At 72.4% G+C, this 16517-nt stretch carries 11 protein-coding genes; 4 read left to right on the forward strand and 7 right to left on the reverse strand.

Annotation, left to right across the window (positions count from 1 at the left end; translation table 11 throughout):
- Nucleotides 1-106 precede the first annotated feature (106 nt).
- Together AB0O36_RS30740 and AB0O36_RS30745 are read right to left on the reverse strand one after the other, a co-directional pair.
- Nucleotides 107-1138 carry an aspartate-semialdehyde dehydrogenase gene (locus AB0O36_RS30740; protein ID WP_365115825.1) on the reverse strand — a complete coding sequence of 344 codons (1032 nt, stop codon included), beginning with the start codon at nt 1136-1138 and terminating at the stop codon, nt 107-109.
- A gap of 203 nt (nt 1139-1341) precedes the next feature.
- A complete protein-coding gene (locus AB0O36_RS30745) occupies nt 1342-3570 on the reverse strand; it encodes a TerD family protein (RefSeq protein WP_365115827.1) in 2229 nt (742 codons plus the stop codon).
- Between the two features lie 192 nt (nt 3571-3762).
- Between AB0O36_RS30745 and AB0O36_RS30750 the strand changes: the two genes are divergently transcribed.
- Nucleotides 3763-5274, forward strand: a complete 1512-nt coding sequence (locus AB0O36_RS30750; RefSeq protein ID WP_365115829.1) for a M28 family metallopeptidase — start codon at nt 3763-3765, stop codon at nt 5272-5274.
- 118 nt (nt 5275-5392) lie between these two features.
- On the opposite strand, the gene AB0O36_RS30755 is transcribed toward AB0O36_RS30750, so the two are convergent.
- Together AB0O36_RS30755 and AB0O36_RS30760 are read right to left on the reverse strand one after the other, a co-directional pair.
- On the reverse strand, nt 5393-8719 hold the full coding sequence (locus AB0O36_RS30755) for a S8 family serine peptidase (protein WP_365115831.1): 3327 nt from the start codon (nt 8717-8719) through the stop codon (nt 5393-5395).
- A gap of 260 nt (nt 8720-8979) precedes the next feature.
- The gene (locus tag AB0O36_RS30760) at nt 8980-9546 is read right to left on the reverse strand and encodes a CGNR zinc finger domain-containing protein (protein ID WP_365115833.1); all 567 of its coding nucleotides are present in this window, start codon (nt 9544-9546) and stop codon (nt 8980-8982) included.
- 119 nt (nt 9547-9665) lie between these two features.
- On the opposite strand from AB0O36_RS30760, the gene AB0O36_RS30765 reads away from it, so the two are divergent.
- Together AB0O36_RS30765 and AB0O36_RS30770 are read left to right on the forward strand one after the other, a co-directional pair.
- Nucleotides 9666-10124 (forward strand): VOC family protein, encoded by a 459-nt coding sequence (locus AB0O36_RS30765; RefSeq protein WP_365115835.1) that lies wholly within the window; start codon nt 9666-9668, stop codon nt 10122-10124.
- On the forward strand, nt 10124-11065 hold the full coding sequence (locus AB0O36_RS30770; protein ID WP_365115836.1) for a pyridoxamine 5'-phosphate oxidase family protein: 942 nt from the start codon (nt 10124-10126) through the stop codon (nt 11063-11065). Before AB0O36_RS30765 ends, AB0O36_RS30770 begins: the two co-directional genes overlap by 1 nt.
- Here AB0O36_RS30770 and AB0O36_RS30775 read toward each other — a convergent pair.
- Entirely contained in the window at nt 11041-12009 is a 969-nt protein-coding gene (locus tag AB0O36_RS30775) for a hypothetical protein (RefSeq protein WP_365115838.1), read from the reverse strand. The genes AB0O36_RS30770 and AB0O36_RS30775 overlap by 25 nt on opposite strands.
- A gap of 180 nt (nt 12010-12189) precedes the next feature.
- Nucleotides 12190-14745, reverse strand: coding sequence for an aminopeptidase N (gene pepN, locus AB0O36_RS30780; protein WP_365115839.1), 2556 nt, complete (start codon nt 14743-14745; stop codon nt 12190-12192).
- A gap of 128 nt (nt 14746-14873) precedes the next feature.
- Here pepN and AB0O36_RS30785 point away from each other — a divergent pair, with 128 nt between their 5' ends.
- Nucleotides 14874-15518 carry a DsbA family protein gene (locus AB0O36_RS30785; RefSeq protein WP_365115840.1) on the forward strand — a complete coding sequence of 215 codons (645 nt, stop codon included), beginning with the start codon at nt 14874-14876 and terminating at the stop codon, nt 15516-15518.
- A gap of 136 nt (nt 15519-15654) precedes the next feature.
- On the opposite strand, the gene AB0O36_RS30790 is transcribed toward AB0O36_RS30785, so the two are convergent.
- Nucleotides 15655-16311, reverse strand: a complete 657-nt coding sequence (locus AB0O36_RS30790) for a superoxide dismutase (protein WP_365115842.1) — start codon at nt 16309-16311, stop codon at nt 15655-15657.
- Nucleotides 16312-16517 lie beyond the last annotated feature (206 nt).

Here is a 16517-nt window from a genome sequence, read left to right on the forward strand (position 1 = left end):
GCGTTCATCTCCTTCGATGGTGACGTTCCGGGCCATCCTTCCACGCAAAGTGAAGGGGCGGACACCCAAATAGGGTGCCCGCCCCTCCGGCGGCGTTGCAGGGGGATCAGCCCTGGCGGAGCTCCTCCGCGACGAGCTCGGCGATCTGGACCGCGTTCAGCGCGGCGCCCTTGCGCAGGTTGTCGTTCGACAGGAAGAGCGCGAGGCCGTGCTCGACGGTCTCGTCGACGCGGATGCGGCCGACGTACGAGGCGTCCTTGCCCGCGGCCTGGAGCGGGGTCGGGATCTCGGAGAGCTCGACGCCCGGGGCGTCCTTCAGCAGCTCGTAGGCGCGCTCCACGCTGATCGGGCGCGCGAAGCGGGCGTTGACCTGGAGCGAGTGGCCGGAGAAGACCGGGACGCGCACGCAGGTGCCGGAGACCTTGAGCTCCGGGATCTCCAGGATCTTGCGGGACTCGTTGCGGAGCTTCTGCTCCTCGTCGGTCTCGAAGGAGCCGTCGTCGACGATGGAGCCGGCCAGCGGCAGCACGTTGAAGGCGATCGGGCGCTTGTAGACGCCGGGCTCGGGGAACTCCACGGCCCCGCCGTCGTGGGTGAGCGAGGGCGCGTCCGCGGCCACGGCCTTGACCTGGCCGTCGAGCTCGGCGACACCGGCCACACCGGAGCCGGACACGGCCTGGTAGGTGGTGGCGATCAGGGAGACCAGGCCGGCCTCGTCGTGGAGCGGGCGGAGCACCGGCATCGCGGCCATGGTGGTGCAGTTCGGGTTCGCGATGATGCCCTTGGGGCGGTTCTTGATCGCGTGCGGGTTGACCTCGGAGACGACCAGCGGGACCTCGGGGTCCTTGCGCCAGGCGGAGGAGTTGTCGATCACCACGGCGCCCTGGGAGGCGACCTTCTCGGCGAGGGCCTTGGAGGTGGCGCCGCCGGCCGAGAACAGCACGATGTCGAGGCCGGAGTAGTCGGCGGTCGAGGCGTCCTCGATCGTGATCTCCTTGCCCTCCCACTCCAGGGTGGAGCCGGCCGACCGGGCCGAGGCGAAGAGCCGAAGCTCGTCCACCGGGAACTTGCGCTCGGCGAGGATGCGGCGCATGACGCCGCCGACCTGTCCGGTGGCTCCGACGATTCCGACCCTCACGGTGACTCCTTCTGATGCGTACAGCTCGGTACAGCCTGCTCCATCATGCGTGCGACCCCGGGCCGCTTGTCCAATCTATTGGCCGGGGTGTCCGCAGAGCGGACGACGATCACGGGGGCCCGCCACTGTGACGATCACGTGACGGTTCCCTGCCCGAACCGTCGGACCGGTGAAAGGGCCTGGTCGGGGCGGCGCGCGCCCGGTCAGCCGCGGACCTGGAGGCTCCACTTTCCCTGGGCGCGGACGGTGACCCAGCCGGTGGGCACGGCGCACACCCCCGGTTCGATGCACAGCCGCTCCACGGGGCGCAGGTACTCGTCGAGGGTGAACAGGAAGACGTACCGGAAACCCTTGCCGTTGTCGTGCCGGACGTCCACCTTCGCCGGCGGGCCGGCCATCCGCACCACGGCCGGCCCCTTGCCGGACACCTTCCGTTCCAGCTCGGGGGCGCTGTCCAGGGGCAGTACCGCCAGCCGCCAGCCGACCGTCTCGGGCGCCGACACCACCACGTGGACCCAGCCGTCGGGACTTCCCGCGAGCGGCCCGGTCGCCGTGCGCCGCGGGCCCGCTTGCGCCACCAGGTGGACGAGGAGGCCGCCGGGCTGGGCGGTCAGCACCTCCAGCGATTGACGCTTCTCCGGACCGGTGTGCTCGATCCGCAGCAGCGCGGGCGGGCCCGCGTAGTGCAGGACGGCGGCACCCCGCCCTTCGGCGCGGTCGGTGAGGGAGGGGATCGTGTCGGGCGAGCACACGCGCAGCCGCCACTCGCCCTCCGTCTTCACCCGCAGGCGGGCCCTGGGGCCGCGCCGCGTGAACATCAGGATCCGGCCGCGGGATCCGTGGGGTCGCTCGGTGGTCGCCGGTGTCTCCACGCCCTCGCCGTCGATCCAGTCGGCCAGGAAGTCACGGGGGCCGTCCCCGGTGCCGAGCGCCTCGTACTCCAGGACCGCCGGACGGTCGGGCTCGGGGTTCTCCAGGACGACGTCCGTGGGGCCACGTCCCTCGTACACGCCGGTGGCCCGGGAGCGGACGCGGGCCTGTTCGGCCTCCTCCGGGGTGCGGTGGTGGCCGGCCACGGGGAGCAGCGTGGCCGTCCACGGGGCCTCCGCCTCCACGAGGACCAGCAGGGGCCCGGCGGGGAGCGGGTGGGTGGTGTCGCCGGGCTCGGCGGTGCTGGTCAGCAGGTCCCGGTCCGACTCGTCCGGGCGGTCGGGGCGGGCGGTGGTGACGCAGAAGACGGCGTTCCGCCCCCGGTGCCGGATCCGCAGGTCGCCGATCGGGCCGTCGTGCAGGAGCACGTCGGGGCCGGAGGCCGAGACGGGGGCGTCGGGGGTCAGCGGGCGGGCCGCGGTGACCGGCAGCACCCGCAGGGTCCAGGCGCCGTCCGTCTCGATCCGCAGCCGCACCGCGTCGTTGCCGTGGACGACCAGGGCGCGGCCGTTCCGGAGCGGGACGACGGCGTTGAAGAGGAGTTCGTCCTCCTCGTTGCGGCGGTCGAGGGTCTGGACGACGAAGAAGCCGCCGGCCGAGGACGCCTCGACGAGCAGGGGTCCCCGCGGGGCGGAGCGGTCGAGCGTGAGCACGCTGTCGCCGTTGCCCTGCCACTCGTGGAGCACCTCGCCGGGTGCGTACGCGACCTCGGCGTCCCCGCCGGTACCCTCCGCTGCTCGGTCCGTACGGTCCGCGGCCCCGCCCGTACGGCTGTCGGCCCCGCCCGTACGGCTCCCGGCCGCGCCGGGTGCCGCGCCCGGCGCCGAGACCGGTGCCGGGCGCGGCGTGCCGGTGCCCGGTACGGGCGGGGGGACGGGCACGGCGGCCGTGGGCGGGGTTCCGGCGCGTGGCGGGGCGGGCTCGGGTCCCTTGTGGACCTCGGTCGGCGCGGGGCCGGGTACCGGCGGGGCCGGCAGTGCGGCCACGGGTATGCCGAAATCGGCGGCCAGTGCCTCGGGGCCCGCGGCGTAGCCCTGCCCCACGGCGCGGAACCGCCACGTCCCGTTGCGGCGGTAGCACTCGCCCAGCACCAGCGCGGTCTCCCCGCCGGCGTCCGTGACCTCGTACCGCGCCACCTGAGCGCCGTCGCCGCCCGCCACCTCGGCGCACAGTCCGTCGACCGCGCCGAACGGACCGCCCGCCGTCACGGCGGCGATCAGCACCCGCTGCACCGACGGCTCCACGCCGTGCGGGTCCAGCGCCAGCCGCTGGACGAGCAGTCCGCCCTCCTCGGCCCCGCCCAGGTACCGGACCGCGCCCGACGGATGCACGGGCCGGTCGCCGAGGACCACGTCGGAGCCGTCGCGGACCCGGCCGGTGGCGTCCAGCAGGACCGCCGCGGCCGCCACGGCGGGACTGCCCGGCCGTGCGGTGCGGGCCACGGTGATGCGCAACGGCCCGTGGGGCAGAGGGGCGTTGGCGCCCTTGCTGATGATCGACATGCAGGGATCCTTTCACCTGCCACCCGCCCGGTCGACGGTTCGCCCACCGGAATGTGACGGGGTGTGACATCTGCGTGGCGGGAGTGTTGCCCAGCCCCTCGATGTCCCGAATGTCCGGTCGCCCGCGGTTACGGTCCGGAACATCGTGTCCGCCATCCGGACACCTGTCAGTCACCACGGGGAGGAACCACCGTGCCCGCTCACCACCGCCGGACCGTCGCCGCCACCGCAGCCGTCGCCGCCCTGGCACCCGTACTGCTCGCCGCCGGACCCGCCGCCGCCCACGCCCCGCATGACGGCAAGCCCGCCAAGGCGGCCGCGAAGCTGTCCAGGGAGCTCGTGGCCGAGTCTTCCGGCCGCAGCGCCTACCGCCACCTGGAGCGGTTCCAGCGGATAGCCGACGCCAACGGCGGCAACCGCGCGGCCGGCACCCCCGGCTACGACGCCTCCGCCGCCTACGTCCACGACACGCTGAAGAAGGCCGGGTACGACGTCTCGTACCAGGAGTTCGACATCTTCGAGGCGAAGACGAAGACCGAGCGGACCACCGTCCTGGGCTCCGGCGGCGCCGCCGACCGCGAGCTGGCCACGGCCGCCTTCACCTTCACCAAGAGCACCCCGGTCGGCGGCCTGACCGCCCCGCTCGCCCTCGCCCGGGTCGACGAGACCCCCGGCTGCGACGCCGCCGACTACCCGGCGGGCGCGTTCACCGGGAAGATCGCCCTGGTCAAGCGGGGCTCCTGCACCTTCGTGGAGAAGCAGCGGGCCGCCGCCGCGGCCGGCGCCCTCGGCGTGATCGTCTACAACCACAGCGGCACGACCCCGGTGCGCGGCGGCTTCGGCTCGCCCGCCGAGGGGATCATCCCGAGCGCCGGCATCACCCTCGCCGACGGCGAGGCGCTCACCGCGGCCGCCGCCGAGGGCGAGGTCAGGGTCCGGCTGGAGCTGGACCAGGAGCACGTCAGGCGGACCACCCGCAACGTGATCGCCGAGACCCGCGCGGGCCGGGCCGACAAGGTGGTGACGGTCGGGGCGCACCTGGACTCGGTCAAGGAGGGCCCGGGGATCAACGACAACGGCTCCGGATCGGCCGGTCTGCTGGAGGTCGCCCTGAAGCTCGCGGACGAGGCCCCCGTCAACGAGCCGGGCAGGAAGCACGGGCAGATCGCCAACAAGGTGCGGTTCGCCTGGTGGTCGGGCGAGGAGCTGGGCCTGCTCGGCTCCGAGCACTACGTGTCGAAGCTGTCCGAGCGGCAGAAGAAGGACATCGCCCTCTACCTCAACTTCGACATGATCGCCTCGCCGAACCCGGCGCAGTTCGTCTACGACGGCGACGACTCGGACCGTACCGGCGCGGGCGCCGGACCGGCCGGCTCCGCGCAGATCGAATCCCTGATCAACGGCTTCCTCGACCGCAAGGGCAGGCCGCACGAGGGCAGCGACTTCGACGGCCGCTCCGACTACGGCCCGTTCATCGAGAACGGCATCCCGGCCGGCGGCACCTTCACCGGCGCCGAGGGCATCAAGACCGAGGAGCAGGCGAAGCGTTACGGAGGCCGGGCGGGCGTCGCCTACGACCCGAACTACCACGGCGCCGGCGACGACCTGAAGAACCTCGACCGTGCCGTCTTCGACACCAACGTGGACGTCATCGCCCACGCCGTCGGCACGTACGCGCAGGACCTGGGCACGCTCGGCAGGTGAGCGTGCAGGAGGGGCCGGTGCTCGCCGTCGAGCACCGGCCCCTCCGCCGTTCCTTCTTCCGGCCGGACGGCAAAACCGTCAGGCCGTCAGGCCGTCAGACCGTCAGGTCCTCACCCGGTCAGGGGGTGACCTTCTCGATCTGGACGCTGCCGGTGCCGGCAGCGGTGCCGCGGGCGTTCAGCAGCTGCACCTGGCCGAAGAACTGCCGGCCCTCCGGGGCCGCCGCGTTCACCAGCACGTTCGCCGAGACCTGCGCCGAGGCGCCGTTGGCGAGGTCCACCGTGGCCGACTCGTCGACCTGGATCGAGCCCAGGGCGTCGGAGAAGTACACGTCGCGGTAGTCGTACGTGGTGCTGCCGGCCGGGACCGAGTAGCCGATCACCTTGACGGTGTAGGTGCCCGCGGCCGGGTTGGTCAGGGAGACGCTCTCCTCGGAGTCGCCGTCGGCGGAGGAGCCGACCTTCACGCCGTCCCGGTAGACCTCCAGGTCCAGGTCGGCGGCCGCGTCCGAGACCTTGCCGATGGCGACGTCGAGCCGGGAGACGCCCGCACCGAGGGTGACGGTGCCGGTCTGGGTCTCGCCGTTCGCGATGGTGGGCGTGGCCACCTTCGCCGAGCCCAGGCCGCCGCCCTTGAGCTTGCCGCCGGTGATGGCCGCGAAGTCGTTCTTCACGGTCCAGGTCACCGGGGAAGGGGTGCCCTGCTTGACCTCGGGCAGCACCTTGACGGCCGGGTCGAAGGCCCCGCCCAGCACCGCCACGTCGAGCTTGAACGGGTTGTCCAGCACGGGGGAGGTGCGGCGCGCCTCGACCTCGATCTCCCAGACGCCCGGCTGCGGGTTCTCGTACGAGCGCAGGTCGGGGCGGCAGGTGTTGGCCGGGTTGTTGTAGTTCGGGTAGCAGTTGATCGTCGACGTCGGGTCGACGGGCGTGCCGTAGGGGTGGATCGCGATGAAGCGGGTCTGGCTGTTCGCGGCCAGGCCGCCCAGGGCGACCTCCAGGGACTTCGCGCCCGCCGGGACGGTGACGAAGTACGACTGGTGGCTGTTGCGCTGGACCGTGCCGGTGGTGGAGAGGCCGTAAGCGGGCTTGGCCAGCGGGGTGGCGGCGACGACGGTGGAGAGGATCTGCTTGTCGATGCCCTCGGTGGTCTCGTCGTCCAGCTGCAGGATGCCGCTGTGCACGCCGGGGGTGCCGGCCTTGGCCTCGACCTTGATGGTGACGGGCTTGTTCAGCGGCAGGGTGACGTAGTCGTAGCCGCCCAGGACCTTGAAGGTGCCGTCGTTGTTGCGCCAGCTCAGGTCGTGGCGGGTGCCGTACTTCACGCCGGTGGTGCGGGTGACGACGACGTCGTAGACCTTCTTCTGGCCGACCTTGAGGCCGCCCTCGCGGTCGTAGACGCCGGTGCCGAAGCCCGGGGTCTTCAGGAACTGGTCGATCGCGGTGTCGACGGGGGCCTTGACCGTGAAGTCGTTGGCCTTGGCGCCGCGCTGGAGCGACTCCCAGGCCGCCGGGATGTCCATCAGGCCCGCGCCCTGGGCGTGCGCCGGGACGCCGTCGATCTTCTTGGCGGTGCTGGTGAGCGCGATGCGCAGGGCGGCCGGGGTGAGCGCGACCTTCTCCTGCTTGGCGGCCGAGATCAGCAGGGCGCTGGCGCCCGCCGCCTGCGGCGAGGCCATCGAGGTGCCCTGCAGCATGCCGTAGCCGGCGGGCAGCGCGTAGCCGGCCTCCGCGACCGGGGCGCCCGGCAGCCAGGTCTGGATGCTGTTGATGGAGGCGCCGGGGGCGCTCAGGGTGGGCGTCATGCCGCCGTCCTCACGCGGGCCGCGCGAGGAGAAGGGGAACATGTTGTACTTCTTGGCCACGCCGGAGCCGTAGTTGGCGGCCCAGGTCTCCTTGGAGACCGAGGCGCCGACGCTGATGACCTTGTCGGCCAGCGCCGGGTCGCCGATGGTGTTGAGGCCGGGGCCCGAGTTGCCGGCCGAGATGACCAGCTGGACGCCGTAGGTGTCGATCAGGCGGGTGTAGAGCTCGGCGCGCGCGTTGTTGCCGTCGTTGAGCGCCGGCAGGCCGCCGATGGACATGTTGACGATGTCCACGCCGCGGTTGACCACGAGGTCGATCATGCCCTCGGTCAGCGCGACGTTGGTGCAGCCGCCGGACCAGGAGCAGGCGCGCGAGGAGACCAGCTTGGCGCCGGGCGCCGCGCCGCTCATCTTGCCGCCGAACAGGCCGTTGGCGGAGGTGATGCCGGCCACGTGGGTGCCGTGCTCGGACTCGATGATGCCGACGTTGACGAAGTCGGACTTCTTGCCGACCCAGTCACCGCCCAGCGGGTCCATCGGGACGTCCTTGCGGATCTCGATCACGAACGGGATCCGCTCGGCGACGTCGGTCGCCGGGTTGTCCGTGCCGAAGTAGCCGACCTGGTAGCCGTCCTTGTACGGCTTCATCGGCTCGTTGTTCGTGAAGTCGTTGTCCTGGTCGGTGTCGACGCGGACGGTGCCGGCGGCCGGGTCGTAGAGCATGCCGAACCGGTCGGTGGTGTCACCGTCGCGGTTGACGTCGCCCTGCATGTCGCCGGTGGCGGTGATGGACTCGCTGAACCGGCTCCACTGGAAGCTGCCCTCGGGCGCCTTCCAGGTCGCACCGCCCGCGGAGAACGCGCCGCCGCTCGGGGTGACCGGGGTGATCTGGGCGCGCCAGGTGCCGTCCGAGTCGGTGATCGGGTCGGTGGCGGTCACCCAGTCGACGATCTTGCGCTCGCCGGTGGTGGTCTGCTGCAGGGCCGGGTGCCCGAGGTCGACGCCCGAGTCCAGGATGCCGATGGTCACGCCGCGGCCGTCGGCCTGCGGGTGGTCCTTGACGAAGTCCACCGCGCCCGTCTCGAAGGACGGGTTGTACGGGTTCTTCGCCGGGGTGTCCTTGCCGGGGCCCGGGTAGGTCTCGCCGGCGGTGCGCTTGCCCGAGCCGCCCTTGGCGCCCTCCTCGGGGCGGGGCTCCGGCAGCTGGATCTCGTGCCGCAGGTCGATGCCGTGCACGGAGGACAGCTTCGCGGCCGCCTTGAGCGCGGCTTCCGCCTGCGCGGTGGGCAGGGTGGCGCGGACGTAGCCGAGCTTGTCGTACGTCCGGCCGACCGACGCGCCCTGGACGGCGTCGAGCTGCTGGGCGACCTGCTCGGTCTGGCCGGGGGCGGTGGCGACCATCACGGTGACGGTCTTGTCGCCCTTGGCCCGGGCTTCCTGGAGCAGTTCGACGTCCGCCGAACCGAGCTTCTGGTCGGCCGACTTGACGGGCGGCGCGGTGGTGCCGGGGGCGTCGGCGTTGCCCGCCGCGAACGCCGGCACGGCACCGGCGGCCGCGAGCGCGGCCACCAGTCCGGCCGCGGCCGCGACGCGGGCAGCGCGTCTGGCCCCGGGTATGGAGCCGGGGGATTCGAGGGTCATCAGCATCCCTGTAAGTAAGAAACGGTCCGGATTTCGGTGCCGGATGACCGGTCAGCCTTGCGTACGTGACCGGTCTTTGGGGAGGGCTGCCTCGAAACGAGACCCTTCCTGGCGGACTCTCGCCAGTGCGGAGCAACCGCCACCGCGGCCTTACCCGGGCATAGCGGGGCGAGACCAGGGTGCTGATGAGTCGACTTGTCGATACGGTGAGGCCCCGCCGGGGGTCGCCGCCCGGTCGGGGTGTGACGGATTTTCCTTGATCACCGCTCGCGCGTGCGCGCGTAGTGCCGGTTGGCCTTGGCCCGGTTGCCGCAGATCGCCATCGAGCACCAGCGGCGGGTTCCGTTGCGCGAGGTGTCGAAGAAGTGCAGCAGGCAGGTGCAGGAGGCGCACTTGCGGATCCGGTCCGGCCCGGCGGCCAGCAGGTCGAGGTAGTCGCGGGCGGCCGTCCAGGCCGGCCCCCAGGCCGGGTCGGCGAACTCGGCCCGCTCGCCCACCCCTTCGGGGGTCAGGGTGGCCCGGATCCGGCCGTGCTCCAGGACCGCGTCGATCAGTGACACGGCGCCCGGGTCGGCCGGGTCCCGGAAGGCGCGGGCCAGTGCCTCGCGTGCGGTCAGCAGGTGGACGAGGGTCGCCTTGTCCGCACGGAACCCCCGCTCGGCGGTCAGGCCGTTGGCCTCCAGCCACACCTCCAGGCCCTCCAGCCGGCCCAGTCCGGCGGCCCCGGCGAAGAGGTCGGCGGGCTGCCCCTCCAGCATCCACCGGGTGTTCACCAGGTCCACCGCCACCGGTTCCCCGGTCAGCGGGCGGGGGTCGGTCGCCGTCATCGTGACGCCTCCAGCTCTTGGGCTAACCCCTCAAGGGTACGTGACCGGTTGACACTCGATCTCCTAACCCTTAACTTCAATGTAGAAGGTTAGATACGACCTGGGGAGAGGGAACAGTCATGACGACTGCCATCAGCAAGCTGCGCACCGGACACGTGGGGCTCAACGTCACCGACCTGGTCCGTTCGATCGGCTTCTACGAGGGCGCGCTCGGCTTCGACCTGCTCGGCGAGGGCAAGGAGGGCGGCCGCCGGTTCGCCTTCCTCGGCCAGGACGGCGAGCTCGTCCTCACCCTGTGGCAGCAGGCGGACGGCGCCTTCGCGCCCGCCGCGGCCGGCCTGCACCACCTGGCCCTGTCCGCCGGGGACGTCGAGGAGGTCCGGGCGTACGAGGCCCGGCTGCGCGACCTCGGCGTGGAGTTCGCGTACGACGGGGTCGTCGCCCACCGCGAGGGCGCCGGCTCCGGCGGGATCTTCTTCCACGACCCCGACGGCATCCGGCTGGAGATCTCCGTGCCCACCGGCGTCCAGGGTGCTCCCGCGCCCGTCGAGGCGGCTCCCACCTGCGGATTCTTCTAATGAACGGGACCATCGCCCCGGTCGGCGCCTACCACGGGGGCAGCCTCGCGGTGCAGGACCGGGTCGGCGTCCGGGAGCTCGCCGACCACGTCGGCCGCTCCATCGGCACCGGCATCAAGGACGTCGCCGCCGCCTTCCTGGCGCACCAGCCGTTCCTGGTGGTCGGCGCGGCGGCCGGGGACGGCCGGGTCTGGGCGTCAGTGCTGGACGGCGAGCCCGGATTCGTCCGGGCCACCGGCCCCGGCCGCATCGAGGTCACCGCCCGCATGCCCGAGGGCGACCCGCTGGCCGGAGCGCTCACGGCCGAGGGGCTGCCCGTGGGCACCATCGCGCTCGACCCGCGGACCCGCCGCCGGATGCGGCTCAACGGCACGCTCGCGGCGCCCGCCCCCGGCGGTTTCGCCGTCCGCGCAGAGCAGGTGTTCGCCAACTGCCCGAAGTACCTGCAGAAACGGCATCCGCTGGACGCGGTGAGGCAGGAAGGGGAGAAGGGAAGGGGAGGCGTCGTACGGTACGGGGGTGCGCTCGACGCCGGCCAGGTGCGGGCCGTCCGCGCCGCGGACACCTTCTTCATCGCCACCGTCGCGGCGGACGGCGCCGACGCGAGCCACCGGGGCGGCAACCCCGGCTTCGTCGAGGTGCTCTCCCCGACCGAGCTGGCCTGGCCCGACTACGCCGGCAACGCGATGTTCCTGACCTTGGGCAACCTCGCCGCCGACGGGCGGGCGGGCCTGCTGTTCCCCGACTGGGAGACCGGATCGGTGCTCCAGCTGACCGGCCGGGCCCGGACCGAATTCGGCCCGGGGGCGGAACGCACGGTCCGGTTCCTGGTGGACGCGGTGGCCGAGAGCCGCCCGCCGGGCCGGCTCCGCTGGAGCGCGCCGGAGTACTCCCCGGCGAACCCGCCGGTGGGCGCTCACCGGGGCAGTACGACCAGGTAGGCCGCCGGGTCGCGGTCGGCGGACGCCGTCAGGGCGGTCCGGACGACCGCGGCCTGCTGCTCCGCGTGGTCGCGCAGCTTGCGCGGGGTGATGTGGACGACGGTCACCCCGAGCCGCTCCAGCGCGTCGCGCTTGCGCGCGTACTCCGTCCACTCCTCGTCCTCGCCCTGCCGCGGGGCCCGGGTGTCCAGCTCGACCGCGACCGCGTGGTCGGGCCAGTACGCGTCCACCCCGCCCAGGTGGGGGCCGCCGGGGATGCGCAGGTCCACGTTCCAGCACGGCTCGGGCAGCCGGAACCGGCGGACCATGTCGTACAGCCGGTCCTCGGCGATGGCGCGCCCCTCGGCGAGCAGCGACTCGACGGCGTCCACCACGTGCGCCCGGCTCAGCAGCCGGGCCACCGTCAACTCCCGCACCAGGGCGGCCGGTTCGCAGTGTCCGCCGCGGACGGCCTCGCTCAGCAGCCGCCGTACCGTCCCGGCGTCGTCGGTCAGCCCGGCCACGGCGTCGGCGACGGCCCGGGCCACCGGGGCGACGGGCAGCCCGGTCACCTCGGTGGGGCGGGGCAGGTGCGGCGCCCGGACCAGCCGCGCACAGCCGGTCGAGCGGATCCGCCGGGTGCCGGGCACCAGCACGTCGATGTGCGGGAGGGCGGTCAGGGCGGGCGCGGAGGCGAACCGGTACAGGGCCAGCGCCGCCATGCCGGTGATCATCGCCTCGCCGCCGCGCCGGCCGGCGTAGAGCAGCACCGCGTGCAGCCGCTCCTCGCTGGTCGCGGGGCCGGAGTGGAGCAGGAACACGCCGGGCAGGATCTGCTGCCAGGGCCGCTCCGCCGCCTCGGCGGCGGTCACTCCGTGCTCGCGGAGCTGGGGGAGCGTCAGGACGCGGGGGCGGCTGCCGGCGCCGGCGAGGTGGCGGAGGGGAAGCGGGGTGTTGTGGTTCATGCCGCTGGGATTCCCGCCCCTCCCGCCCCCGCTAACCCCTGTTACACGCCCGTCGCCAAAACGGGACAAGCCGGGGCTAAAGTACGGGCGTTCGACTGCCGAAAAGCCCCCCTCGGCGTATCCCGCCCGGCGGGGCGGTCGCGCGGCCTCGGCGGCACGACCGCCCACACCGGGGCCGGGTCAGGACGCCGCGGCGTCGCAGGACTGGGCGCGGAGGGCGCGGGCCAGGTCGTCGCGGGCCTCCAGGACCAGGCGGCGGAGGGCCGGCGCGGCCGACTCGTGGGACGCCAGCCAGTCGTCCGCCGCCGCCAGCGTCTCCGGGCTGTCCTGCAGGGACGGGAACAGCCCCCGCACGACGTCCATCCCGATCTGGATCGACCGGTCCGCCCACACCCGCTCCAGCGCGGCGAAGTACGGCTTCGCGTACGGCGCCAGCAGCCCCCGCTGCGACGGCTGCTGCATGCCCGCGATCGTCGCCTCCACCAGCGCGTTCGACAGCGCGTCCGACTCCACCACCGAAGCCCACGCCTGCGCCTTCACCGCCTCCGACGGCCGCGCCGCCAGGCACCGCACCTGGTGCCGCTTGCCCGACGCCGTGTCGTCGCGGGCCAGTTCCGCCGCGAGCTCCGCCTCGCCCACCGTGCCGTGCGCGGCCAGCGGCAGCAGGAAGTCCCAGCGCAGCTCCTGGTCCACGTCCAGCCCGTCGATCCGGGCGGAGCCGTCGAGCAGACCCAGCAGCAGCTGGAAGTCGCCCTCGCCGGCCGCACTCGCCGCGAAGAACCGCGCCCAGGTCAGCTGGTGCTCCGAGCCCGGCTCCGCCAGCCGCAGTTCGCGCAGCGCACCCGCGGCCAGCTCCTGCCCGCCCTGCTCCCGCCACTCCGGGGCCGCGAAGTGGGTGATCGCCCCCAGCGCCTGCGCGTGCAGCATCTGCAGCACGCCGACGTCCGACTCCCGGCCGGCGAAGGCCAGCACCATCGCCAGGAAGTCCCGGGCCGGCATGAGCCCGTCCCGGGTCAGGTTCCACAGGGCCGACCAGCACAGCGCCCGCGCCAGCGGGTCGGACACCGAGCCCAGGTGCTTGCGCAGCGTGCTCAGCGACCGCTCGTCGAAGCGGATCTTGCAGTACGTCAGGTCCTCGTCGTTGACCAGGACCAGATCGGGACGCTCCTCCCCGGCCAGCTCCCCGACGACCGTGGACACGCCCGCGACGTCCGCCTCCGCCCGCGCGTACCGGACCAGCGCACCGTCCGCCTCCAGCCGGTACAGGCCGATCCCGACCCGGTGCGGGCGCAGCCGGTCGCCCTCCTGGAGCACCGCCAGCTCGGTGATCCGGCCGGCCGCGTCGTACGTCACCGCCGGCGTCAGCGCGTTCACGCCCGCCGTCTGCAGCCACGCCCGCGACCACGCGCCCATGTCCCGGCCGGACACCTCGCCGAGCACCGTCAGCAGGTCGTCCAGGGTGGTGTTCCCGTAGGCGTTCGCCTTGAAGTAGCGCCGGGCGCCCTCCAGGAAGGCGTCCCGCCCCACGTACGCGACCAGCTGCTTGAGCACCGCCGCGCCCTTGGCGTAGGTGATGCCGTCGAAGTTCAGCTTGGCGTCCTCCAGGTCACGGATGTCGGCCGTGATGGGGTGGGTGGACGGCAGCTGGTCGGCCCGGTAGGCCCACGCCTTGCGGTTGTTGGCGAAGGTCACCCACGCCTGGTCGAAGCGGGTCGCCTCGACCTGCGAGAAGGTGCCCATGAAGTCCGCGAAGGACTCCTTCAGCCACAGGTCGTCCCACCACTTCATGGTGACCAGGTCGCCGAACCACATGTGCGCCATCTCGTGCAGGATCGTGTTGCAGCGGCGCTCGTAGGACGCCCGCGTCACCTTCCCGCGGAAGATGTACTCCTCGCGGAAGGTGACCATGCCCGGGTTCTCCATCGCGCCGAGGTTGTACTCGGGCACGAAGGCCTGGTCGTACTTCCCGAAGGGGTACGGGTAGTCGAAGTGCTCGTGGAAGAAGTCGAAGCCCTGCTTGGTGACGAGGAAGACGTCGTCCGCGTCGAAGTGCTTCGCCAGCCCCTTCCGGCACATGGCGCCCAGCGGGATCGTCAGGTCCCCGCGGGTGTAGGTGTCCGTCACGTAGTGGTACGGGCCCGCCACCACGCAGGTGATGTACGTCGAGATCGGCTCGGTCTCGGCGAACCGCCAGACCCCGCCCTCCCGGGACTCCTCGGCGCCGTTGCTCCACACCTGCCAGCCCTCGGGCGCGGTGACGGTGAACCGGTAGGGCGCCTTCAGGTCGGGCTGCTCGAAGTTCGCGTACACCCGCCGGGCGTCGGCCGGCTCGTACTGGGTGTAGAGGTAGACCTCGCCGTCCTCCGGGTCCACGAACCGGTGCATGCCCTCGCCGGTCCGGCTGTACGCGCAGTTCGCGTCCACCACCAGGACGTTCTCGGACTCCAGGCCGTCCAGGGCGATCCGGGCGCCGTCGAAGACGGCCGCCGGGTCGAGCTCCCGCCCGTTGAGGGTGACCGAGTTCACGGAGGGTGCGATCAGGTCCGCGAAGCTGGCGGTGCCCGGGGTGGAGGCCCGGAAGCGGACCGTGGTCACGGAGCGGAAGGTGCGGGGGCGGTCGGCCGGTACGACCTCGTCCACCGCGGACCTCAGGTCGAGGACCACCTCGTACCCGTCGACGGTCAGCAGTCCGGCCCGCTCGCGGGCCTCGTCACGGGACAGGTTCTCTCCGGGCACATGCACTCCTTCGTGCGTTCTCCGTTGTTCCGTCCGCATCCTGTCACGGGAATGGGGCGGGCCCCCGGCCGGTTGGCCAGGGGGGACACCGCCGGTCCCACCCGTACGACCTGAGCAAGAGGAGTGACATGTCGGACACCCAGGTGCCTGAGAAGACCCCCGTCGACTTCTGGTTCGACCCGCTCTGCCCCTGGGCCTGGATCACCTCCCGCTGGATGCTGGAGGTCGAGAAGGTCCGTGACGTCGAGGTCCGCTGGCACGTCATGAGCCTGTCCGTGCTCAACGAGGACCGGCTGCACGAGCTGCCCGAGCACTACCGGGAACTGGTCGGCCCGAAGGGCCTGGGACCGGTCCGCGTGGTGACGGCGGCTCAGCAGAAGCACGGCGACGAGGTGGTCGGCCGCCTGTACACCGCGCTGGGCACCCGCTTCCACACCAACGGGGAGGGCTCCACCCGCGAGGCCGTCGCGGGCGCCCTGGCGGATGCCGGCCTGCCGGCGGAGCTGCTCGCCTACGCCGACTCCGACGAGTACGACTGGGTGCTGCGCGCCTCCCACAACGACGGCATCGAGCGGGTCGGCCAGGAGGTCGGCACCCCGGTGATCTCGGTGCCGGGCGCCGACGGCGAGGTCGCCTTCTTCGGCCCGGTGGTCACCCCGATCCCGCGCGGCGAGGCCGCCGCCCGGCTCTGGGACGGGACGCTGCTGGTGGCGTCCACCCCCGGCTTCTACGAGATCAAGCGCACCCGGACGGCCGCGCCTTCGTTCGAGTAGGCAGGAGCAGCCGGCCGGAAGTGCCGGAAACGGCGGAAGGCCCCCGCGAGTCACGTCCTCGCGGGGGCCTTCCGTTACACACGTCCGCCGTGAAGGCTGAGAAGACGATCACGAGGCGGACGGCTCGGGGCGCCGATCAGCCCTTGACGGGGATCAGCAGCGGGGTGTTGGCCTTGGCGTCGGCGTAGCGCTTGGCCACGTCCTGCCAGTTCACCACGTTCCACATGGCCTCGATGAAGTCCACCTTCTGGTTCTTGTACTGCAGGTAGAAGGCGTGCTCCCAGGCGTCGAAGACCAGGATCGGGGTGCTGGCCACGCCCACGTTCCCCTGGTGGTCGTAGATCTGCTCGACGACCAGGCGGCCGCTGACCGGCTCGTACGCCAGCACGCCCCAGCCGGAGCCCTGGGTGGCCGAGGAGGCGAAGGTCAGCTGCTTCCTGAACTTGGCGAAGGAGCCGAAGGACTCGGTGATGGCGTCGGCGAGCTCGCCCACGCCGTCGGCCGCGGTGGGCTCGCCGCCGCCCTCGCCGGTCTTCGGGCTGGCCATGTTGTGCCAGTAGATGCTGTGCAGGATGTGGCCGGAGAGGTGGAAGGCCAGGTTCTTCTCCAGGCCGTTCAGCGCGCCCCAGTTCTCCTTCTCGCGCGCCTCCTCCAGCTGCTCCAGCGTGTTGTTGGCCCCCGTCACGTACGCCGCGTGGTGCTTGTCGTGGTGCAGCTCGATGATCTGCGGGTTGATCACCGGCTCGAGTGCCGAGTACTCGTACGGAAGCTCGGGAAGCGTGTAGATGGCCATGCGTGTAATCCGGTCCCCTCAGCGTGCTGCCTGCAACTTCTTATTGCAATCAATGCGCAACTGCACGCTAGCAGTATCTATTCCGGTCCACACGTAAGGGTTACCTCCGTATATGCGGAGGCGGGGGCCCGGGGCTGGCCCGGGGGCCCCCCCCGGGGGGGGATAAAGGGGGCCGCGGCGGCCTCCCCGGCCGAGCCGTGCCCGGG

The sequence above is a fragment of the Streptomyces sp. NPDC089799 genome, from assembly GCF_040684755.1.
Lineage (GTDB): Bacteria > Actinomycetota > Actinomycetes > Streptomycetales > Streptomycetaceae > Streptomyces.